Here is a 21,842-nt window from a genome sequence, read left to right as displayed (position 1 = left end):
TCAGGCGCGCGTCGCCAGCGTCAGCTCCATCAGCTTGAGCGCCATCGCACATGCATCGCTGCCGGGTGACTGCGGGTTGACCCACCACCCGACCACGCCCGCCGCATCGCTGGCGACGCCGCACGAGCCGTTCGGATCGTTCGGGCGCATCAGGATGGATTCGATACCTGCCACCGTCTTGTTCTCGACCCGGTACCCGAGCTGGTCGGCCACCTCGCGCTCGTTGTCCAGGCTGCCCTCTTCGAACCAGAACCGGGTGATGTCGACCAGGCCGGTCGGATTCGCCGCCTGCCATCGGCACACCGCCCCGACGAACGTGCTCTGGATGTCCAGCGGATCGGCGTTGACCGTTTCGGCGAGGATGTCCTCCGTCAGGACGTCGCACTCCTTCTGCAGGTTCGGGTACTGCCGTTCGGAGTCGTTGTTGCGGGGCACATCGCCGCTACCGGCCTTGGTCGCGGTGCCTTCAACGGTGCTTGTGCACCCGGCGAGCACCGCGAGTGCGGCGCACGCCGTGACCAGAGCGCCTGCGGCGCGACGAGCAAGTCTCATTTGGAGTTCACAATCGACTGGCGGGTGAGTTCCTTGGCGACCTCGCAGGCGTCCGGAAACGGCTTCTCGCTGTAGCTGACCGACCATTCGATGAAGTCGTCCTCGAACTGGATGCCGATCTCGCACAGGTTGGTTCCGAGGATCGGGTCCTCACCGATGGCGATGAAGCCGTCGTGCCCCTCGATGTTGATGTCCTCCACACTGGCGCGCGTCAGTTCCTCGGTCTTGCGCTCGCGGCCGATAGGGCTGCCCCGAAACCACGTGAACGAGAAGTGCGGCCCCAGGATGCTGCCGCCGGCAAGCCACTGGCAGCCCACCGAGTTCTTGGCGGTGTTCACCAGGCCCGGTACGCGCGCCTGCGAAATGACCTCCTGATCGCTGATTCCGCCGCATTCGGGGAAGAACGGACCGTGGGTAGCGCTGGCTGTCGGCGTCGAGGTCTGCGGGACCTCCGGGTTGGCCGGCTCAGAATCCGAGCAGGCGGCGAGCATCGGAATGATCGCCACAGCCGCGACCGCCAGCGCCTTGGTATTTCGGCTGGTGTTTCGGCTCGTCCGGGCTGGACGCGTCGTGGAAGTCACGCCATGCACTGTAGCGGCAGGTCAGGGCCTCAACCACCGACATGCCGGTTGACCTGGGAATTTATGCAATTCTCAGGCGACACTGCTGATCAGGACGAACAGCCGGTGTGCGAAAGTAGCGAGATGTTGTGGGCGCTGCTGCGACAGTACGCGCGGCCGTACCGGTGGCTGCTCGCGATCGTGGCGGTGTTCCAGTTGATCAGCACCCTGGCGTCGCTGTACCTGCCCACCGTCAACGCGGCGATCATCGACGACGGAGTTGCGAGCGGAAATCTGCGAAGGATCGTCGAACTGGGCGGCGTGATGCTCGCGGTCACCGCGCTGCAGGTGATTTGTGCGGTCGGCGCGGTGTACTTCGGCTCCAGGGCAGGCATGGGTTTCGGACGCGATCTCCGGTCGGCGATCTTTCACCACGTCACCGGGTTCTCGGCCGAGGAGACGGCCCGGTTCGGCGCATCGTCACTGCTCACCAGGACCACGAACGACGTGCAGCAGATTCAGCTGCTCGTGCAACTGACCTGCACGATGCTGATCACGGCGCCGCTGATGTCGATCGGCGGCATCTTCATGGCGATACATCAGGACGCCGGACTGTCGTGGCTACTGCTGGTGAGCGTGCCGATCCTGGCCGCCGCCAACTACTGGATCGTGTCGCACCTGTTGCCGATCTTTCGGCGCATGCAAAGGTTGATCGACGGCATCAACCGCGTCATGCGGGAACAACTCGCCGGCATCCGGGTTATCCGCGCATTCACCCGGGAACCGCACGAACGCAACCGCTTTGGGCAGGCCAATCAGGCCCTGGCGGACGCCGCGCTGGAGGCGGGACGCTGGCAGGCGCTGATGCTGCCGACGACCACCCTCGTCATCAACATCTCCAGCGTCGCGCTGATCTGGTTCGGCGGCTTGCGCATCGACGCCGGCCAGATGCAGGTCGGCTCGCTGATCGCGTTCCTGTCGTACTTCATGCAGATCCTGATGGCGGTCCTGCTCGCCACGTTCATCCTCGTCATCATTCCCCGCGCGTCCGTCTGCGCCGACCGCATCGGGGAGGTGCTGTCCACCGAGCCGCAGATCGCCAGCCCCCAGCATCCCGTGCGCCCGGACGTAGTCAGAGGCGAGATCCACCTGGACCACGCCACGTTCAGCTACCCGGGCGCCGAGCGCCCTGTGCTACAGGATGTTTCGCTGATCGCCCGTCCGGGGACGACGACGGCGATAGTCGGATCCACCGGTTCGGGCAAGTCGACGTTGGTGTCGCTGATCTGCCGGCTGTTCGACGTGACATCGGGCGCGGTGCGCATCGACGACATCGACGTGCGCGACTTCGATCCCGAACAGCTGTGGGCGGCTATCGGTGTAGTGCCGCAGCGGGGTTACCTGTTCTCCGGCACCGTCGCCGACAATCTGCAGTTGGGCGCTGCCCCGGGACAGGTGGTGACCGAAGACGACATGTGGCGCGCATTGGAGGTGGCCGCCGCCGATGATTTCGTGCGCGCACACGCCGACGGGTTGGGCATGCGAGTCGCCCAGGGTGGCATCAACTTCTCCGGCGGCCAGCGTCAGCGCCTGGCGATCGCCCGCGCGGTCATCCGTCGCCCCGCGATCTACCTGTTCGACGACGCGTTCTCGGCGCTCGACGTGCACACCGACGCCCGGGTCCGCGCCGCCCTTCGCGAGGTGTCGGCCGACTCAACGGTTCTGATTGTCTCCCAGCGTATTTCGACGGTAGCCACCGCAGATCAGATCGTCGTCATCGACGACGGTTGGGTTCGCGGAGTCGGCACCCACGAGACACTGCTGGCGGATTGCCCCGAATACGCCGAGTTCGCCGACTCACAGGCGCTCGCCGGCGAGGGAAGCACCGCGTGAGCGGGCCCATGGCACGGCCCATCCGGGGCGCGGTACAGGCGCCGACCGAACGGTCACGCGACTTCAAGGGATCGGCGATCCGACTCGTAAAGCAGCTGACCCCGCAACGAGGCCTGGCCGCCACGGTCGTCCTGCTGGGCATCGGCGGCATCGCGATCGGCGTCGTCGGCCCACGCATCCTCGGGCACGCGACCGACCTGCTCTTCAACGGTGTGATCGGCCGACAGTTGCCTGCCGGCCTGACCAAGGAACAGGCCATCGAGGCGGCCCGAGCACGCGGTGACAACACCTTCGCCGACCTGCTCTCCGGCATGAACGTCGTGCCCGGGCAAGGGGTGGACTTCGGCGCCGTCGGCCGCACACTGGCGCTGGCGCTGGGGCTGTATCTGGTTGCCGCGCTGATGGTTTGGCTTCAGGCCAGGCTGCTCAACGTCGCGGTGCAGCGCACGATGGTGGCCCTGCGCTCCGATGTCGAGAACAAGATCCACCGGATGCCGTTGTCCTACTTCGACAACCGTCAGCGCGGCGAAGTGTTGAGCCGCGTCACCAACGATGTCGACAACATCCAGACATCGCTGTCCATGACCATCAGCCAGCTGCTGACGTCGGTGCTGACAGTGTTCGCAGTGTTGGTGATGATGTTGACCATCTCGCCGCTTTTGACGCTGCTGACCGTCATCACCGTGCCGCTATCGCTTTGGGCGACACGGGCGATCGCACGCCGGTCCCAGCGCATGTTCGTCGCGCAATGGGCCAACACCGGCCGGCTCAACGCGCACATCGAGGAGACCTACAGCGGTTTCACTATCGTCAAGACGTTCGGTCATCGCGCCAAGGCTGAGGATCAGTTCCGGGAGTTCAACGACGACGTACACGACAGCAGCTTTGGGGCGCAGTTCTTTTCGGGTCTGGTGTCGCCTGCGACGGTGTTCATCGGCAACATCAGCTATGTCGCGGTGGCCGTGGTCGGCGGCCTTCACGTCGCGACCGGACAGATCACCCTCGGCAGCATCCAGGCGTTCATCCAGTACGTGCGCCAGTTCAACCAGCCGCTGACGCAGGTCGCGGGCATGTACAACACGCTGCAATCCGGCGTGGCCAGCGCGGAGCGGGTGTTTGACCTGCTCGACGCCGAGGAAGAATCGCCGGAGCCGGCCCCGATGCTGTACGCGCCGGACGGACGGCCCGGCCGGGTCGAGTTCAAAAACGTCACCTTCAGCTACCACCCCGGCACCCCCGTCATCAGCGACCTCTCGCTGGTCGCCGAACCCGGGACGACGGTGGCGATCGTCGGACCGACGGGTGCGGGCAAGACGACACTGGTCAATCTGCTGATGCGGTTCTACGAAGTCGACTCGGGCCAGATCCTGCTGGACGGCGTCGACATCGCCACCATGAGCCGTCAATCGCTGCGCTCGCGCATCGGCATGGTGCTGCAGGACACCTGGCTGTTCGCCGGCACGATCTACGACAACATCGCCTACGGCAGACCGGACGCGACCGAAGACGAGGTGATCACGGCCGCCACCGCCGCCTACGTCGACCGGTTCGTGCACCAACTGCCCGACGGCTATCAGACCTGGGTCAGGGACGACGGGACGAACATCAGCGCGGGCGAGAAACAGCTCATCACCATCGCCCGTGCGGCGCTGTCCAGCCCGCACCTGCTGGTGCTCGACGAAGCGACGAGTTCGGTCGACACCCGCACCGAGTTGCTGATCCAACAGGCGATGGCCGAACTGCGCCGCGATCGGACGAGTTTCATCATCGCGCACCGGCTTTCGACGATCCGCGATGCCGACGTCATCGTCGTCCTCGAGGCCGGCCGGATCGTCGAGCAGGGCAGCCATGACGAGCTGATGGCTAAGCGTGGCGCTTATTGGGCTATGGCGCGCGCCTAGTCGCCGTACGCTCGAAAACGATGAGCTCGACGGTGTACACCTTCTGCAGATACTGCTCGGCAGCATGCGGTATCGAGGTCACCGTCGAGAACAACAGGGCGACGCGAATCTCGCCGGACAAGCAGAATCCGCACAGCTGGCAGGACTTCTGCGCCAAGGGCACAACCGCAACCTGCTCACGACAACACCGCCGTCGATCCGCTGTCGCAGACCCGCACCGCTGAACTCGTCGTACGTGGGCGTCGAACGGGTCTAGAGCTGCGGCCCCTCGGCGCGTAGGTCGTCGACGTTGCGCATCGCGTCGCGCAGCTTGCCCAGCCATTCGTCGGCGTGCTCACCTACAAGCCGAACGCACCATGCCAGCGCATCGGATCGCGACCGCGCGACGCCGGCGTCCACCAGGGTGTCGAGCACCTGGCGTTCGGGCTGGCGGAGACGCGTCATCACCGGCACGGCGATGTGGGTGAACAAGACCCGCTCGGGTTCCTCGCCACCGGTCTCGACGCCCCACGCCACCTTGCGCCCGTAGCGGGCCTCGGCCTCGTCGGCGATGCGCATGCGTTCTGCTCGCGTTTCCTCGCGGAAGCGCGCGATCCTGCCGGATGCGTGGGCTTCGCTCTCCTCCCCCTCGATATCGGGGAGGCGACCGATGACCGTGATCTCCTCGCGGTCCACGACGACCGTCGGATCGCCGGCGAACCAGCCGGGGAGCCGTCCGGCGAACCAGTCGGCGGCATCGCTCGCGTCGGGCTGCTGGGCCTGTTGCCAACCGCCGGGACGGCCGGACCGTCGACCATGGGAATGATGGTGTCTCATGATTACATGATTACATCGTTACAACACAGTTGGGGCGGCTTTCTCCCGAAGCGAACAGCGGTCCGATCAGGTCCTAGTTGCGGTTCATGAGTAATACGGCGCCGCCACCGACGGCGGCGCCGATGAAGAGCAGAACGGCCAGGGTCGGACTGACCAGCCACCACACCAGCGCCAGCCCGATGAGCACCGGGGAGGCGACGAACAGCACCATGACCGGGTGCTGTTTGATGACCGCGAGAGCGCTCTGCGCCCGCACCCGGTCAATTTCTTTTGCCATGCCCCAAGGATGCCAGTCAGCGGGCTACCTTGGTCGCCATGACGGGACCAAACAGCGGAAGCTGGCGACCGGATCCCGAAGGTCGCTACGAGCACCGATGGTGGGACGGCCAGCGTTGGACGGATCAGGTTTCCCACCAAGGGCAGATGTTTCGGGCGCCGCTCGGTGGCGCACCGCCGCCCGGACCCCAGCCACCACCGCAACCCGGGCCACCACCCCAGGCGATGGCCGTCGCCGGACAGCCGCAAGGTGACGGCTTCTCGGGCATCACAGGCGATCTGGTCGACGGGCGCTTCAGCGAGAAGGAAGCCAAGCCGATCGCCAACCAGAACTCGAAGCTGCTTCGCGTGCGCCTGGGCGAACCGTTCATGGCCCGGCAGGGTTCGATGGTGGCCTATCAGGGCAACGTGGACTTCGCCTTCGAAGGCGGCGGTGCATCGAAGTTCCTCAAGAAGGCGCTCACCGGTGAGGGATTGCCGCTGATGCGGTGCCAAGGCCAGGGCGATGTGTTCCTCGCCGAGCGGGCGTATGACGTGCACCTGCTGAACCTGACGAACTCCGGGCTGTCGATCAGCGGCAAGAACGTGCTGGCCTTCTCGTCGAGCCTCGACTGGAACATCGAGCGCGTGAAGGGCGGCGGCATGGTCGCCGGCGGCCTGTTCAACACCACGCTGCGCGGGACAGGTTGGGTGGCGCTGACGACGGACGGACCACCCGTCGTGCTGAATGCGGCAGAGGCACCGACCTTCGCCGACACCAACGCGGTGGTGGCGTGGTCGGCGAATCTGCAGACCCAGCTGAAGACGAGCTTCAAGGCGGGCGCACTGATCGGCCGCGGCTCGGGCGAGGCGGTTCAAGTCTCGTTCTACGGACCGGGTTTCGTGATCGTGCAACCGTCGGAGGGCGCCCCGCCGGTCGCATCAGCCTGACCACGCCAGCGTGATCACATCTCGAGCATCACCGTCACCGGACCGTCGTTGACGAGCTCGAGCTGCATATCCGCACCGAACACACCGGTCTCGACACGTGCGCCGAGTTCGCGCAGCGCGTCGGCGAACGCAGTCACGAGCGGCTCGGCGACCGAACGCGGAGCGGCGGCGTTCCACGTGGGCCTGCGCCCCTTGGCGGTGTTGCCGTACAGCGTGAACTGGCTGACGACCAGGATCGGTGCGCCGACGTCGCTCGCCGACTTCTCGTCATCGAGAATGCGCAATTGCCAAAGCTTTTCGGCCAGCCGCTGCGCCTTGGCCGTGTCGTCATCGTGGGTGACACCCACCAGTGCGACCAGCCCTTGGCCCTCGGGACGCACCGCACCGACGACCTCGCCGTCGACCCGTACCGCCGCCGACGTCACCCGTTGCACCAGAACACGCATGGCTGCCGATGCTGCCATGTACGCGACGACGGCGACGATGTAGACGTGGTTGAGATATACCCCATGGGGGTAGGTTTCGCCGGGGTGGCGCGCAAGACCCGACGTTCCGGGGGCCGTTTGTCATACCCCATGGGGGTATGGTACTGATGTAGTCATGAGCACGACGACAACCGTCACGGTCACCGGGATGAGCTGCGGACATTGCGCGGCGTCGATCCGTGAGGAGGTCAGGGAGATCCCGGGTGTCCGGGCGGTCGAGGTGGACCTGGCCAGCGGCACCGTCACCATCGACAGTGACAAAGTGGTCGAGCCGTCCGCGATCAGGACCGCCATCGAGGATGCCGGCTACCAGCTGGCGAGCTGATGAAGACCGGGCAGAAGGTCATCGCGTTCGTCGTCGCACTGGCCGCGGTGTTCGCCATCGCCGTGTGGGTCGGCAACGCCGTCAGCAAGGATGAACAGACCGTCGCTGCCGCCGAGGAGCTGCCGGGCGGCCTGCAGTCGACGCAGGACGGGTACACGCTCGCGTTGGACGATTCGATCGCGAACGCAGGACCGAACACGACGCTGAAGTTCCGCATCCTGAGTGCGTCCGGCGCACCGGTGCAGCGCTATGTCGAAACCCACGAGCGACCGTTGCATCTCATCGTCGTCCGCAACGACCTCGCCGTGTTCCAGCACGTCCACCCGACCCTGGACGAACACGGCACATGGAGTGTGCCGCTGAACCTCTCGCGAGCGGGTGACTACCGCGTCTATGCCGATTTCATGCCATCCGGCGGCCCCGCGTTGACACTGGCAGCCAACCTGCACGTCGCAGGAAAGTACGACCCGCAACCGTTGCCCCCGGCGTCGACGACAGCGGAGGTCGACGGCTTCAACGTGACACTGAACGGCACCCCGAAGGCCAATGAAGCGTCGATGCTGACCCTGTCGGTCAGCCGGGACGGCAAGCCCGTTCGCGACCTGCAGCCCTATCTCGGCGCGTACGGACACCTCGTCGCGATACGCGCGTCCGATCTGGCCTACCTGCATGTGCATCCGATGGGCCAGGTGGGCGACAACACCACCACACCGGGCCCGGACATCGTGTTCCACACGACATTTCCCAGCGCAGGCGCCTACCGGCTGTTCCTCGATTTCCAGCACGGCGACGTCGTCCGCACCGCCGCGTTCACCGTGAACATCACCGACACCGCGCAGGAAGCGGCACCGTCCGGCGGCGGTGGCGGCGGACATCAGCACTGACATGTCGGTCGTAGAACTCGCGGTCGACGGCATGACGTGTGCGTCATGCGCCAGTCGAATCGAGAAGAAGCTCAACAAGATCGACGGCGTCACCGCCACGGTCAACTTCGCGACGGAGAAGGCCCGCGTCGAGTTCGGCGACGATGTCACCGCCGATCAGCTCGTGAAGACGGTCGAGCAGGCCGGCTATCAGGCCCATCTGCCGACGTCGGAACAGGCTGAGGCGGAAGAGGATCCGACAGCCGCGCTGCGTTGGCGGCTGCTGATCTGTGTGGCCTTGACGGTGCCCGTCGTCGCGACCGCGATGGTGCCCGCACTGCAGTTCATGTACTGGCAGTGGGTTTCGCTGGCGCTGGCGGCGCCCGTGGTGCTGTGGGGCGCTTGGCCGTTCCATCGGGCGGCGTTGGCGAATCTGCGTCATGGCACCGCCACCATGGACACGCTGATCTCGATGGGCACCCTGGCCGCGCTGGGGTGGTCGGTGTACGCGTTGTTCTGGGGTGCGGCAGGGACGCCGGGTATGACGCATACGTTCGAGCTGACGATCGGCCGCGGCGACGGCAGCGGCAACATCTACCTCGAGGCCGCGGCAGGCGTCACCACCCTCATTCTCGCCGGGCGCTATTTCGAGGCCAGGTCCAAGCGACGTGCCGGTGCGGCACTGCGCGCGATGCTGGAACTCGGGGTCAAGGATGTGACGGTACGGAGAAGCGGTGCCGAACAACGCATCCCGATCGAAGAGCTGAAGGTCGGCGATGAGTTCGTGGTCCGCCCCGGCGAGAAGATCGCCACCGACGGCGTCGTCGTGGAGGGACGGTCCGCCGTCGACGCGTCGCTGCTGACCGGAGAATCGGTGCCCGTCGAGGTCGAACCCGGCTGCGAGGTGGTCGGTGCCACTGTCAACGCTGACGGCCGACTGGTGGTGCGGGCCAACCGGGTCGGCGCCGACACCGCGCTGGCCCAGATAAGCCGACTGGTCGAGGAGGCGCAGAACGGCAAGGCGCAGGCCCAGCGTCTGGCCGACCGGATCGCCGGCGTCTTCGTCCCGATCGTCATCGCGTTATCCGTTGCGACGCTCGGATTTTGGATCGGCACGGGCGGACCGGTGGCGGCGGCGTTCACCGCGGCGGTCGCAGTGCTGATCATCGCGTGCCCCTGCGCGTTAGGTCTCGCGACGCCGACGGCGTTGATGGTCGGTACCGGCCGGGGAGCGCAGTTGGGCATTCTGATCAAAGGCCCCGAGGTGCTGGAATCGACCAAGGAAGTCGACACCATCCTGTTGGACAAGACGGGTACGGTCACCACCGGCACGATGACGCTCGTCGACGTGATCACCGCGGACGGTGAGCGGCCCGAACAGCTGCTTCGCCTCGCGGGGGCACTCGAGGTGGCCTCCGAACACCCGATTGCGAAGGCCATCACGGCGGGCGCGCAGGCCAGGGTGGGTGAATTCCCCCAGGCAACGGACTTCACCAATCTGCGGGGACTCGGCGTCCGAGGTGTCGTTGACGGCGCCAAGGTGACAGTCGGGCGACGGCGGCTGTTCAGCGAGATGTCCGAGGAACTTTCAGAGTCCGTGCGGAGCGCGGAATCCGCGGGCAACACGGCGGTTGTGGTCGGCCTGGACGACACCGCCCTCGGTGTGCTGGTGGTCGCCGACGCGGTCAAGACGACCTCCGCCGAGGCAGTCAAAGAGCTTCGCGCTCTTGGCCTTACCCCGATCCTGCTCACGGGTGACAACGAGGCGACGGCGCGCACGGTCGCCCAACAGGTCGGCATCGACGAGGTGATCGCAGGCGTACTGCCTGAGGAGAAGGTCGACGTGGTCAAGCGTCTGCAGGCCGAGGGCAAGATCGTCGCGATGGTCGGTGACGGCGTCAACGATGCGGCCGCCCTCGCACAGGCCGACCTCGGACTCGCCATGGGCAGCGGCGCGGACGTGGCGATCGAGGCGAGCGATCTGACTCTCGTTCGCAATGACCTGCGCACCGTCCCGGACGCGATCCGGCTGTCGCGCCGCACGCTGGCGACGATCAAGGGCAACCTGTTCTGGGCGTTCGCCTACAACGTCGCCGCGCTGCCGTTGGCCGCCGCGGGCTTACTCAACCCGATGATCGCCGGCGCCGCAATGGCTTTCAGTTCCGTCTTCGTCCTCAGCAACAGCCTGCGACTGCGCCGGTTCACACCGTCGCGCTAGTCACCAGTTCCGGGTGGAACTTGGCCGCCATGCGGCGCAGGCCGTCCTTCCAGTCGACGGTCGCGGGTCCGACGAGTTCACGCATGAGCGTGACGTCGAGAGGGTTGCCGCGCAACGCCTGGTCGCTCTCCTCGAACGACGGCTGCACACCGACGAGTGAGCCGAGGTAGGTGCACCACTCCTGAATGCTGACGAACTGCTCGCCTGCCCAGTTGATGGTGGTGGCCGGAACCGACGCGATCTCGAGGAGCTTCGGAAGAGTCGCGATGATGTCGTCCTCGTGCATGAGGTTGTAGCGGGCCGGGCCCCCGGGCGGAACCGGGATCGGCATGCCGCTCAGCATCATCTCCATGTGGAAGAACGGCCATCCACCGTTGTCGCCGTACGGGACATTGAGCCGGGCGATGGTGCTGCGAATGCCGAGTGCGCGGGCCATCGTGCGGACGACCACCTCACCGGCGATCTTGGAGATGGAATACGTTGGGAACAACGGTTTGTGGTTGTCGCCCAGCGCGGCGCGTTCGGTACGGGGTTCGTCGCCGGGTGGGTCGTAGACGGCTCCCGACGAGCAGTGCAGGAAGGCCTTCATCTCCCGGCAGTGCGCCATCAGGAGTCCGACCGACTCCGCATTGGCGGCAAGATCCTTGTCCCAGCGACCGCTCTTGGCCACCGCCAAATTGATGACGTAGTCGAAATCCGGCGGGATTCCCGAGAAGTCACCGCCCGCGAGGTTGACGGTCTCGCAGCGCACCCCGGCCTTCTCCAGGTCATCCCGCGCGACAGTGTCGGTGAAACGGGCGATCCCCCACACTTCGTTCTCGACGGCAAGCGCCTTGGCGACCGGCATGGCGACCTGACCGGTTGGGCCGGTGATGAGAATCTTCGAACCGCGCATCGGCTGATCGTAGAGCCGCGCCGCGGTTACAGCGGCGCGTTTACCGGCCCCAGCACCAGACAGTTCGGGTCGGTCGTGAAGTCGAAGATCGCACCGCAGCCCCGACCGGACGACTCATAGGTCTTCCCGGGCTCGTACGGCTCGTAGAACACCTGCGCGGGAGCGGCGTCGCGGGACTGCATGCATTGATCGGCCTGGCCGACGACGGATACACACGCAACGGCGAACTTGGGCTTCCACGGCGCCAGGCAGCCTGCCGGGGTCAGCGTGGCGGTCACCTTCGCGACGCCGTCGACCTGGACCACCTGGGGCGGGGAGAGCGTGAAGTTGCACGGACCGGGATTCGGCGGAGGCGGCTGCGCGTGTGCACCGCTTGCGCTCGCAATGCCGGCCAACACGACCGTCGACGTCAACCCGATCACCACGGCGGTCCGGTTCATTCCTGGATCGTAAACGACCGGAGCCGGCCTTCGGGCTGGTCTGCGCGTAGCAATACCGCCCCACCCCTCTCAGTCGGCCGACCGTCGGACGCGGAACAGCTTGACGTCGGATGAGATGCCCTTGAGGTGGCGTGCGCCTGCGAATGACCACGTGAACCGTTCGTCGTCGCCGATGGCCTCACGGGTGGACTCGGCCACCAGAACCGAACCGGGACGGGCGGCGCCGGTCACTCGACTCGCGAGGTTCACCGGACTGCCGAACCAGTCACCGGCGCGGCTGACGGCCTCCCCCGTGGCCATCCCCGCCCGGAGTCGCGGGAACCCCTCGTCGCGTTCCGCTTCGCCGACCAACGTCAACACGGCTTCCAGCAGTAGCACCGGATCGGGGCTGACGAGCATGACTTCATCGCCGATGGTCTTGACGAAGCGCACGGGCGGCACCGCGACCTCGTGGGCGAGGTCGGCCAGCCGGTGCGCGAGCCCCTCCAGCTCCTCCGGCGGAACCATCTCGCCGAGTCGGGTGAACCCGACGAGATCGGCGAAGGCGATGCTCACCAGGCGCGCGCCCGGAAGTCCTTGGCCCTCAGCCATTTCCGATGCGCTGATCGCCTCGGTCTCCAACAGATGCCGCAGCTGTAGTCGCAGCATCTCCTGGATCATGGGTTCCAGCATCGGCGCGGCCGCACCCACGAGCGCCTCGGAGTTCTTCGCGATGGTCAGCTCGCTCGCCGTCTGATCGAGGATCGACGCCAAACCCGCGTAACGCATCGCTTCAGCCGCCCTCGACAGGCCGTCGGCCAGCACCCGCGTCACCTGTACCAGCTGGTCCGGGTCGATACCCAACTCAACGAAGCGCTGCCCGAAGGCCGCCGCCTCGGCATCGGCGCGCAGAAGCATGGGGGCGTCAGGATCGTCGATGCTCGGCAGCCCCATCGCCCGTTGGAAGCGCTTCAGGAGCTCGAGGTCGATACCGGTCTTCTCGCAGGTCTCGCGCGCGGAGACGTAAACGCCGTCGTCACCGAGCAACCGGCGGGCCGGGAGCAGCATCGGCGCGTACGAGCTTTTGATCTGTTCGACGCTGTAGCCCTTCTCGAGCAGCCATTCGACGAGCTCGAGGCGGTCAGCGCGGGCCTTCCCCTCAAGCCCGTCGAGCAGCCCGGACGCCTCGAGATCGCGTTCTTCGGCCACCGGCTCAACGTATACCCCGCGGGCGTGCAATATTCGGCACATGGGCGCGCCGCTGGTGCACGGCCTTCCGCCGATCGCAGGCGAGGGGGCGCACACGTTGATCCTCGGCAACATGCTCAGCGTGATGTCGATGGCGTCGGGGCAGTACTACGGCAACCCGCGCAACGCGTTCTGGCGGATCACCGGTGAGCTGTACGGGTTCGCCGCCGACGACCCGTACGAGCACCGGGCCGCCGCGCTGGTGGCGCATGGCATCGCGGTGTGGGACGTGCTGAAGTCGTGCAGGCGCACCGGCAGTCTCGATTCGGCGGTGCAGCCGGACAGCATGGTGCCCAACGACTTTGGTGAACTCTTCATCGCACAGCCGGGCATCAGGCGGATCCTCTTCAACGGTGCGGCCGCGGAGAAGAACTTCAACCGACTCGTGCGGGTCGCACCCGATGTGCACTACCAGCGATTACCGTCGACCAGCCCGGCTCAGACCATGCGCTACGAGGACAAACTGAAGCTCTGGCGCGAGGCCCTCACCGCCAACTAGGACACGGGGGGCCGACGGTCGGCCCAGGGTCGTGCCTTCTCGATCTGGGCGCTCAGTGAGAGCAGGGTCGCCTCGTCGAATGGCCGGCCGACCAGCTGGATCGAGGTCGGTACCCCGTTTCCGTCGAATCCCCATGGCACGACGGCCGCCGGCTGGCCGGTCGCGTTGAACATCGCCTGGAACGGCACCCTAGCCGCGACCAGCATCAGCGTCGACACCGCGCCGCGCCGCTGGTAGGCGCCGATACGCGACGGGCCCAACGCCGTGCCGGGGGTGAGGAGGACGTCGACGTCGTCGTAGATGGACATGACGCGTTCGGCGAGGACGCTCTCCGTCGCCCTGATCCGGTTCATCCGCTCATCGGAGATCAACCCGCCGATTCGCGCGAAGTTGCGGGTGCGGGGTTCGAGCCGGTCCGGCCGGGGCAGCGCCGAAACGTCGTCATAAGCCCCGCGGAAGTACCGCGACAGCGCATGGGTCAGACCGGTGGCCGGATAGTCGGGATCGCGTACGACGACGCTGTGCCCGAGCTCACGCAGCAGCTCCGCCGCCTCCTCCACCGCCGCTCGCTGCGGGGCGCCCACGCGAGCCACCACGCCCAGCGGGACCTTGGTGCTGATCGCAACCCGAAGCCTGCCAGGGTCTTTCGCCGCTGCTACGACGAAGCCGGACTCGTCGCTCGTGACATCGAGAAACAGTGCCGCGTCCTCGACAGTGCGCGCCATCGGCCCGTTGACGGTCAACCCGTTCCACGCGTCGTCGTGAGGCGTCATCGGCACGCGATCGCGCTGCGGCTTGAGCCCGAACAACCCACACCACGTCGACGGGATCCGGATCGACCCCATACCGTCGGACCCCAATGCCATCGCCGCGAGTCCCGCGGCCACCGCCGCACCGCTTCCGGCGCTGCTGCCGCCCGGGGTGTAGTCGGTGTTCCAGGGGTTTCTGGTCGCACCGAAGGTGAGGGTCTCGGCAAACGACCACAGCGTCATCTCCGGCACGTTGGTCTTGCCGACGATGACGGCACCGGCCTCGCGCAGCCGCCGGACCACTTCGGCGTCAGCGGTGCGGGCGGGTCCGTGCGCGGCGGACCCGATTGCCGTCACCTCCCCCACGACGTCGACGTCGTCCTTGATGGCGATGGGCACACCGAGCAGCGGCAGCCGCTCACCCGCGTCGAGGCGGGCCTGGGCCGCGGCGGCCTGCTCGCGGGCGCTGTCGGCGAGGACGACGCGATAGGCCCGCAGTTCGGGGTCGAGGCGGGCGATGCGTTCCAGATACACCTCGAGCAACGCGGGTGCGGTGATGGCGCCGTCGGCCAGCAACCGGGCCTGCTGCGCAGCGCCCGCGAAGGCGAGTTCGCGATCGTCCATCCGACACCTCCGTGCTCACCGCGCACCCGACGGCGCTGCGCTGCCGACAGGCTACGAAACGGGTGCGGGTTGTGCGGTCCAAACGGGGCCAGAGTCCAACCGCTACCGTGGCGGAATGTCGTGTGTGTTCTGTGCTGTCGTCGCCGGCGAAGCCCCGGCCATCAGGATCTACGAGGACGACGACTACCTGGCAATCCTCGACATCCGCCCGTTCACCAGGGGCCATACGCTGGTGATCCCGAAGCAGCACAGCGTCGACCTGACCGATACGCCCCCTGAGACGGTCGCCGCGATGATGACCATCGGCCAGCGCATCGCGCGGGCGGCACGCCAGTCCGGCCTGCACGCCGACGGCAACAACATCGTCATCAACGACGGCAAGGCCGCCTTCCAGAGCGTGTTCCACATCCATCTGCACGTCCTGCCGCGGCAGAGCGGCGACAAGCTGTCCTTCGCCAAGGGCATGCTGCTGCGGCACGACCCGAACCGCGAGGAATCCGGACGTCTGTTGCGTGAGGCGCTCGAGAAACTCGACGCTCAGGAAGAGACGTCATGAGCTCGCTCAGGCTGACGCCAAAAGCCTGACTAGAACAGCTCTTTCGCCAGCAGTTCCAGCGTCGTGTCCCGACCAGGTGCGGTCGCGGGGTCGGTGCCGCGGTGTGCCGAGGCGGCGGGGTTGACCATGACCTCGTCGACACCGAACTCGTCAGCCAGCGCGCGAATCTGGTCGGCGGCGTCGGTCGGCGAGCCGACGACGGAACGACGTAGGACCGCCTCGACGATGTGTTCCGCCTGCGGGCTGAGCACCGCGGCTTGCGCGTCTTCGACGAGATCCAGCGCACCGAGCGGTTGCCCGGTCCGCAGCCGCGCCATCATCTGCAGGTTCGGCAGCGCCAGAGCCATTGCCTCGTCGTGTGTTTCGGCCACGACGGCGTTGACGGTGAGGAATGTCAGGGGTTCGGGCGCCAGGTCGCTCGGCCGGAACTCCGACCGATACACCGCCAGCGCCTCGGCGGTGCCCTGGCCGGAGAAGTGGTGTGCGAACACGTACGGCAGACCTTTGACCGCGGCCAGTTGGGCCGAATACATCGACGAACCAAGCAGCCACAGCTTCGGTTCCGTCACCGCGGCGGGTGTGGCCTTGAGGATGTAGCGCTGGTTCGGGATCGGGACCCGCACGCCCTTGGCGCTCATCAGCGCGACGACGTCGTCCAGATAGTCCGGGAACGCCTCGATGTCCCGATCGTCGCGGCCCGCGGCGCCGCGCAGCGCCATCGACGTCACCGGATCCGACCCGGGCGCCCGTCCGATGCCGAGATCGATGCGGCCCGGATGCGCGGCCTCCAGCAGCGCGAACTGCTCGGCGACGGCCAGCGGCGCGTGGTTGGGCAGCATGACACCGCCGGAGCCCAGCCGCAGCTGCGTGGTGTGGGCGGCGAGGTGGGCGATGACCACCGGCGGGCTGGTCGCCGCGACCGACGGCATGTTGTGGTGCTCGGCGACCCAGTAGCGGGTGTATCCCAGCCGGTCAGCCGTCTGCGCGAGGGCGGTCGATGCCGCCAGCGCATCCGATGTCGACTGGTCGGTGCGTACCGGCACGAGGTCTAGGACAGAAAGGCGCATGGCACCAACAACGCTACGACGTGGCCCGTCGTTCCCGCGATTTGTGTGCGTTTTGCTGCGGTGAACGCTCCTCGACGCACACAAGTCGCTTGGCCTGACCGAATATGTCGTCCAGCATCGCCGGGGTGAGGCGCCCGGTGAAGGTGTTCTGCTGGCTCGGGTGGTAGCACCCGATCAGCGTGACCCCGCCGAGGTCGGCGGTGGCGCCGTGGCCGAACCGAGGCGCGGGCGACCCGATGACACCGCCGCCGTTGCGCACTATCTCGAGCGCGGCCCGCCACGCGAACCCGCCGAGCGCGATGATCACCCGCACCGACGACTTCGTGAGTCGCCACTCGGCGTCGAGCCACGGAGCGCAGACCGCCCGCTCCTGTGGCGTCGGTGCGTTGGCGGGCGGCGCGCAGCGCACCGCGGCGGCCACGCGAGTGTCGTTGAGCGCCAAGCCATCAGCGGCATCGGTACAGAGGGCCTGATTCGCCAGACCGGCTCGATACAGCGCGGCGAAGAGGAAGTCGCCGGATCGATCGCCGGTGAAGACCCTGCCGGTTCGGTTGCCGCCGTGCGCCGCTGGCGCCAGGCCCACGATCAACACCCGCGGCTGCGACGACCCCCACCCGGGTATCGGCCGACCCCAATACGGCTGGTCGGCGTAGGACTTGCGCTTGGCGACGGCGACGTCTTCGCGCCACTTCACCAGCCGGGGGCACGCTCGGCACACCGACACCTCGGCGTCCAGCTGCTCGATCGTCGTCACCGCGCGGGCCCGCCGGACCACCTGCGCGGGCGTCGCCGCGACCACGGTCTCGGCCGAGGCCAGGTCCCCTGGCCACCCGACACCAGGGGGTACGGGTGAGTCAAACAGCTCGCCGGTACGCGGATGCGGGAGCTTGGTGTTCACAGGACCACTGTGCATGCTGGGGAAATGGGCGTGCCGAGCGGCCCTGGCCACTGCTAGATTCTGTCCCGATCCCTATGACGAATAGCAAGCGCGGCCCGCTTTATCTGATCCTGTTCGCCGCGCTGATGGCCGGTGCAGGCAACGGCATCTCGATCGTCGCGTTCCCGTGGCTTGTGTTGCAGCGCAGCGGCTCTACCTTCGAGGCGTCGCTGGTGGCGATGGCCGGGACGCTACCGCTGCTGGCGGCCACCCTGATCGCCGGGGCCGCGGTGGACTACCTGGGGCGCAGGCGTGTCTCGATGATCGCCGACACGTTGTCGGCGGTGTCGGTCGCGTCCGTACCCGTGCTGACGCTGACTTTCGGGGCCGACGCCGTCAACGTGGCCGTGCTCGCGGCGCTCGCAGCGGTCGGCGCGTTCTTCGATCCGGCGGGGATGACCGCCCGCGAGACGATGCTGCCGGAGGCGGCCAAGCGTGCGGGCTGGACCCTGGACCACGCCAACAGCGTCTACGAGGCGATCTTCAACCTGGCCTACATCGTCGGGCCGGGCATCGGCGGCCTGCTGATCGCCACCCTCGGGGGCGTCAACACCATGTGGGCGACGGCCGCGGCGTTCGTGTTGTCGATCATCGCGATCAGCGTGCTGAAGCTGGAGGGCACGGGCAGACCGGACAAAGAGGCGCTGCCGCACAACGTCTGGGCGGGCATCGTCGAGGGACTGCGGTTCGTCTGGCACAGCCGGGTGCTGCGCACGTTGGCGTTCATCGACCTGGCGGCCACCGGCCTCTACATGCCGATGGAGTCAGTCCTGTTCCCCAAGTACTTCACCGATCGCAACGAGCCCGCGCAGTTGGGCTGGGTGCTGATGGCGTTGAGTGTCGGCGGTCTGGTCGGTGCGCTGGGCTACGCCGTGTTGTCCAAGTACATGAGCAGGCGCACGACCATGCTGACCGCGGTCCTCACGCTCGGCGTGGCGATGACGGTGATCGCGTACCTTCCGCCGCTGCCGACGATCCTGGTGTTGTGCGCCGTAGTCGGGCTCGTGTATGGGCCGATCGCGCCGATCTACAACTACGTCATGCAGACGCGGGCGCCGCAGCACCTGCGCGGGCGGGTGGTCGGGGTGATGGGTTCGCTCGCCTACGCCGCGGGTCCACTCGGATTGATCGTGGCGGGTCCGCTGGCCGACGCCGCGGGTCTGCACGCGACGTTTTTGGCGTTGTCACTCCCGATGTTGCTCCTTGGCGTCGTCGCGGTCTTCCTGCCGGCGTTGCGCGACCTCGACCGTCCCCCGGTGGAACCACCGAGCTGAGCGGTCAGCGCAGCATCAACGTTGGGTCGGCGCTCCGCTTGCCGTCCATCGACTTTCAGCGTGCTGCGGCTGGACCGGCACGAGCGATCGCGGCCAGCTCCTCACGTGAGCTCGCGCCGACGCGTTGGCACGCGCGGTACACGTGGCCCTCGACGCTGCGCACGGACATGACCAGCCGGTCGGCGATCTGGCGGTTGGTCAGCCCCGCCAACACGAGTTCGACGATCTCACGCTGGCGACCCGTCAACGGCTGCCCCGCGGGACTGCGCAACGCAGGCGTGCACAACCCGCCGCAGGCGTCGCTGAGTTCCTTGGCCACCGCGGCGGCCCACAGGCCGCGCTTGCGCTGCTGGTTCCCGGTGAACGCCACCGCGGCCTGTGCGGCGACGTCGGCTGCCGCGGCGCGGTCCCCGATCTCCTGGTATTCACTCGACGCCGCCAGCAGACCTTCGCCGTCGTTGGTCTTCAACGACTCCGTATGCCGGGCAACGGCTTTCGCCAGCGGTAACCCCAACTCGTCGGCGAGCTGACGCGCCCGCGAAGCTCCGGAGGCGTCACCCCACTGCGCCGCCACTTGCAGACACGCCAGTTCGTGGGTCGGTTGATTGCGTTCGCGCGCCACCTCCGCGGCCGACTGCACGGTGGCGATCGCCTCGCTGAGGCAGCCGTTGGCGGCCAGCGACCACCCGGTGGCGATGCTCAGCGCCGTCTGCATGAACAGGTAATCGGGCGGAACACCGGCCTGCGCCTCGGCGATCGCCTCCTTGGCGGCCTCCGCCTCACCGAGTTTTGCGTGCGCCTCAGCTAGCGAGAAGCAGGTGGCAGGGCGCAAACCGGTTGTGACACCGTGTCTTTCGACACCGGCGAGCGCCTCGTGCAGAAGTTTCACGGCGGCGCGGACGTCGCCGCGCATCAACGCCGAGACACCCATCAGCGAGGCCAGGTTGGCGTAAGCCAGGCTGGGAATCTCACGTGCCGAGTCGGCGAGCCGCTCGACCATCGCCACGCATTCGTCGATCCGGCCGGTCAGCCTGCAGGCCCTGGCGTAGACGCTGCCGAACCAGAACCGCATGTGCGACGCCTGAAATGAGGTGATGGACCGATCCAGGGCGGCCTGCGCCACGGTGGTGAGGTCGTCCCCCCGCCCCAGCGCACCGAGTGCCATCGTGAGCGCCACCGAGGCCATCATCGCGTGGAAATCCGACAGCACGCCGGAATCCAGTGCCGCTACAGCCTTTTCCGCTGCGGAGTCACACCGAGCGGAGGCCGCGTCGACGCAGGCCTCTATCGCGGTTCGCGCGGCCACGTCGGCCGGCGATTCCGCACCGCGGGCCAGCTCCCCGAGCAGGGTCGCGGCGTCACTGCAGCGGCCGAGCATCCAGATCATGTTCGCCGCGCGCAACGTGGCCCACTGGTGTGCCCCTTCGTCTTCGCCGATCGCGGCCAACACCTCCTCCGCCTCCGCACCGCGACCGACGAGCAGCAGATTCGTCGCACGCACCCCGAGGGCATCGGGCGCTCCCGCCGACGCAGCCGACGTCGCGAAGCGGTCCGCCAACTCGAGGTCCAGCAGAGTCATCGCGTACTGCGCTGCCTGAAGGCACAACTGCGGATCGGACGGCAGATCGGACTCCAGCGCCAGCAGGGCCCGGCGCACCGTCGCCTGCGAATCGGCGTCCGGATCCTTCGCCAATCGCTGCGCCAGCCGGCCCCGGATCTTCGACAGGTACATCTCGCCTGCCCCGGCCCGGCGGAGTTCGCCGTACAGCGGGTGAGCCAGCCGGGCCATCAGCTGACCGCCGGACCGCTCGATGGTGATCAGGTGCAGCTGCTCGGCGGTCTCGAGGTCGTCGCGCCCCACCAGATCGCAGAGCACATCGACGGCCAACGGTTCGCACTGCGACAGGGTGTCGACGACGAGGGCCACCTCCGGCGTGAGTTCATGCAGTTGCCTGCCGACCATGTCGCTGATGCTCTGGGACACCGCGACGTCGCCGTCCCACATCCACACACCGGAGATCATCCGCATCCGACCCGCGGCGACTTGATCCGCAACGAGTTGGTGGAGGAACAACGCATTCCCCCCGGTGAGTTTCCAGAAGCGTCGCGCACTGCGGGCGTCCACGGCACCGCCCAGAGCACCCTCGATCATGGCGCGGGTCGCCTCGACCGTGAGCGGCTCCAGATCGAGGCGCGTGAGCAGGTCGTCCTTCCACAGGGCGGTGATCGCGTCGGGCGGTTTCGTGCCGGCCCGCAACGTCACCACGAGGCGCGCCGCGCGACTGTGGGCGAGCTGGTGCACGACGTGAGCGGACAATCCGTCGAGCAGGTGGGCGTCGTCGACACCGATCAGGATCCTGCCCTGACGATGCTGCGCGACAAGGGAATTGATCACGTACCGCACGTTGGGTAGAGGATCGCCCTGCGGATCGCTGATCAACGCGGTGAAGGCGCCGAGCGGAAGCGCTCGCGCGGATTCGGTGCCGACGATCCAGTTCGTGCGCTCACCCTCGGCCTCGGCGCGCGCAAGGACCTCGCGTGCGAGCCGGGTCTTCCCGACACCCGCGGCCCCCACGATCACGACGCCGGAGCTCTTGCTGCTTCCGCTGAGCGAGCGCCGAATTGTCGAGAGCTCAGCGTCGCGACCCGCCAGCGGATCCCCGCTGATCACGGCGCGACTATAACCCCGTTCGAGTTGGTGACGGCTGCGAATGACGGGGATTGCCGCTGCGGCGTTTCACATCCGAGGCGCAAG

At 67.3% G+C, this 21,842-nt stretch carries 21 protein-coding genes and 1 pseudogene; 10 read left to right on the top strand and 12 right to left on the bottom strand.

Going from position 1 to position 21,842, the window contains the following annotated elements; translation table 11 throughout:
• Positions 1–552, bottom strand: coding sequence for a DUF3558 domain-containing protein (locus G6N43_RS10610; RefSeq protein WP_083152107.1), 552 nt, complete (start codon positions 550–552; stop codon positions 1–3).
• A complete protein-coding gene (locus G6N43_RS10605; RefSeq protein WP_083152109.1) occupies positions 549–1,142 on the bottom strand; it encodes a DUF3558 domain-containing protein in 594 nt (197 codons plus the stop codon). Before G6N43_RS10605 ends, G6N43_RS10610 begins: the two co-directional genes overlap by 4 nt.
• A gap of 114 nt (positions 1,143–1,256) precedes the next feature.
• Between G6N43_RS10605 and G6N43_RS10600 the strand changes: the two genes are divergently transcribed.
• The 3 genes and pseudogenes from G6N43_RS10600 to G6N43_RS10590 form a co-directional block, all read left to right on the top strand.
• On the top strand, positions 1,257–3,005 hold the full coding sequence (locus G6N43_RS10600) for an ABC transporter ATP-binding protein (RefSeq protein WP_083152466.1): 1,749 nt from the start codon (positions 1,257–1,259) through the stop codon (positions 3,003–3,005).
• Between the two features lie 8 nt (positions 3,006–3,013).
• Positions 3,014–4,906 carry an ABC transporter ATP-binding protein gene (locus G6N43_RS10595; protein ID WP_083152112.1) on the top strand — a complete coding sequence of 631 codons (1,893 nt, stop codon included), beginning with the start codon at positions 3,014–3,016 and terminating at the stop codon, positions 4,904–4,906.
• Between the two features lie 20 nt (positions 4,907–4,926).
• Positions 4,927–5,103 (top strand): annotated as a pseudogene (locus G6N43_RS10590) (hypothetical protein); the annotation flags it as partial.
• 55 nt (positions 5,104–5,158) lie between these two features.
• Here the strand turns inward: G6N43_RS10590 and G6N43_RS10585 are convergent.
• Both G6N43_RS10585 and G6N43_RS10580 read right to left on the bottom strand, forming a co-directional pair.
• Positions 5,159–5,722: an ATP-binding transcription factor AbmR gene (locus G6N43_RS10585; RefSeq protein ID WP_083152118.1), complete on the bottom strand. Its 564-nt coding sequence runs from the start codon at positions 5,720–5,722 to the stop codon at positions 5,159–5,161.
• Positions 5,723–5,795: 73 nt separating this feature from the next.
• Positions 5,796–5,999 carry a hypothetical protein gene (locus G6N43_RS10580; protein ID WP_083152121.1) on the bottom strand — a complete coding sequence of 68 codons (204 nt, stop codon included), beginning with the start codon at positions 5,997–5,999 and terminating at the stop codon, positions 5,796–5,798.
• Positions 6,000–6,037: 38 nt separating this feature from the next.
• Here G6N43_RS10580 and G6N43_RS10575 point away from each other — a divergent pair, with 38 nt between their 5' ends.
• Entirely contained in the window at positions 6,038–6,928 is an 891-nt protein-coding gene (locus G6N43_RS10575) for an AIM24 family protein (RefSeq protein ID WP_083152123.1), read from the top strand.
• A 14-nt stretch (positions 6,929–6,942) separates the two neighbouring features.
• On the opposite strand, the gene dtd is transcribed toward G6N43_RS10575, so the two are convergent.
• A complete protein-coding gene (gene dtd, locus G6N43_RS10570) occupies positions 6,943–7,374 on the bottom strand; it encodes a D-aminoacyl-tRNA deacylase (protein WP_083152126.1) in 432 nt (143 codons plus the stop codon).
• A gap of 154 nt (positions 7,375–7,528) precedes the next feature.
• Between dtd and G6N43_RS10565 the strand changes: the two genes are divergently transcribed.
• Genes G6N43_RS10565 through G6N43_RS10555 form a run of 3 tightly spaced genes read left to right on the top strand, consistent with a single transcriptional unit; the run spans position 7,529 to position 10,819 of the window.
• Positions 7,529–7,738: a heavy-metal-associated domain-containing protein gene (locus tag G6N43_RS10565; RefSeq protein WP_083152129.1), complete on the top strand. Its 210-nt coding sequence runs from the start codon at positions 7,529–7,531 to the stop codon at positions 7,736–7,738.
• Positions 7,738–8,622, top strand: a complete 885-nt coding sequence (locus tag G6N43_RS10560) for a DUF8832 domain-containing protein (RefSeq protein ID WP_083152132.1) — start codon at positions 7,738–7,740, stop codon at positions 8,620–8,622. Before G6N43_RS10565 ends, G6N43_RS10560 begins: the two co-directional genes overlap by 1 nt.
• 1 nt (position 8,623) lies before the next feature.
• Positions 8,624–10,819: a heavy metal translocating P-type ATPase gene (locus tag G6N43_RS10555; protein ID WP_083152469.1), complete on the top strand. Its 2,196-nt coding sequence runs from the start codon at positions 8,624–8,626 to the stop codon at positions 10,817–10,819.
• Here G6N43_RS10555 and G6N43_RS10550 read toward each other — a convergent pair.
• The 3 genes from G6N43_RS10550 to G6N43_RS10540 all read right to left on the bottom strand — a co-directional run bounded on the left by G6N43_RS10550 (position 10,803) and on the right by G6N43_RS10540 (position 13,342).
• Positions 10,803–11,714, bottom strand: coding sequence for an NAD-dependent epimerase/dehydratase family protein (locus tag G6N43_RS10550; protein ID WP_083152134.1), 912 nt, complete (start codon positions 11,712–11,714; stop codon positions 10,803–10,805). The two genes, G6N43_RS10555 and G6N43_RS10550, sit on opposite strands and share 17 nt — an antisense overlap.
• Before the next feature lie 26 nt (positions 11,715–11,740).
• A complete protein-coding gene (locus G6N43_RS10545; protein WP_083152137.1) occupies positions 11,741–12,154 on the bottom strand; it encodes a hypothetical protein in 414 nt (137 codons plus the stop codon).
• A 69-nt stretch (positions 12,155–12,223) separates the two neighbouring features.
• Positions 12,224–13,342, bottom strand: a complete 1,119-nt coding sequence (locus G6N43_RS10540) for an adenylate/guanylate cyclase domain-containing protein (RefSeq protein WP_083152140.1) — start codon at positions 13,340–13,342, stop codon at positions 12,224–12,226.
• A gap of 40 nt (positions 13,343–13,382) precedes the next feature.
• Between G6N43_RS10540 and G6N43_RS10535 the strand changes: the two genes are divergently transcribed.
• Positions 13,383–13,880 (top strand): DNA-deoxyinosine glycosylase, encoded by a 498-nt coding sequence (locus tag G6N43_RS10535; RefSeq protein WP_083152143.1) that lies wholly within the window; start codon positions 13,383–13,385, stop codon positions 13,878–13,880.
• On the opposite strand, the gene G6N43_RS10530 is transcribed toward G6N43_RS10535, so the two are convergent.
• A complete protein-coding gene (locus tag G6N43_RS10530) occupies positions 13,877–15,253 on the bottom strand; it encodes an amidase (RefSeq protein ID WP_083152146.1) in 1,377 nt (458 codons plus the stop codon). The genes G6N43_RS10535 and G6N43_RS10530 overlap by 4 nt on opposite strands.
• Before the next feature lie 115 nt (positions 15,254–15,368).
• Here G6N43_RS10530 and G6N43_RS10525 point away from each other — a divergent pair, with 115 nt between their 5' ends.
• Positions 15,369–15,809 carry an HIT family protein gene (locus G6N43_RS10525; RefSeq protein ID WP_083152149.1) on the top strand — a complete coding sequence of 147 codons (441 nt, stop codon included), beginning with the start codon at positions 15,369–15,371 and terminating at the stop codon, positions 15,807–15,809.
• A gap of 29 nt (positions 15,810–15,838) precedes the next feature.
• Here G6N43_RS10525 and G6N43_RS10520 read toward each other — a convergent pair whose 3' ends face one another.
• Positions 15,839–16,876 (bottom strand): LLM class flavin-dependent oxidoreductase, encoded by a 1,038-nt coding sequence (locus tag G6N43_RS10520; protein ID WP_083152151.1) that lies wholly within the window; start codon positions 16,874–16,876, stop codon positions 15,839–15,841.
• 13 nt (positions 16,877–16,889) lie between these two features.
• Complete coding sequence (locus G6N43_RS10515; RefSeq protein WP_083152153.1) at positions 16,890–17,789, bottom strand: uracil-DNA glycosylase; 900 nt, start codon at positions 17,787–17,789, stop codon at positions 16,890–16,892.
• Positions 17,790–17,848: 59 nt separating this feature from the next.
• On the opposite strand from G6N43_RS10515, the gene G6N43_RS10510 reads away from it, so the two are divergent.
• Entirely contained in the window at positions 17,849–19,087 is a 1,239-nt protein-coding gene (locus G6N43_RS10510) for a multidrug efflux MFS transporter Tap (RefSeq protein ID WP_083152156.1), read from the top strand.
• Positions 19,088–19,142: 55 nt separating this feature from the next.
• Here the strand turns inward: G6N43_RS10510 and G6N43_RS10505 are convergent, their stop codons facing one another.
• On the bottom strand, positions 19,143–21,758 hold the full coding sequence (locus tag G6N43_RS10505) for a LuxR C-terminal-related transcriptional regulator (RefSeq protein ID WP_083152159.1): 2,616 nt from the start codon (positions 21,756–21,758) through the stop codon (positions 19,143–19,145).
• Positions 21,759–21,842 lie beyond the last annotated feature (84 nt).

The sequence above is a fragment of the Mycolicibacterium moriokaense genome (assembly GCF_010726085.1).
Taxonomy (GTDB): Bacteria; Actinomycetota; Actinomycetes; order Mycobacteriales; family Mycobacteriaceae; genus Mycobacterium; species Mycobacterium moriokaense.
Note: the sequence above shows the minus strand (reverse complement) of the source record. Positions and strands in the feature narration are given on the sequence as shown.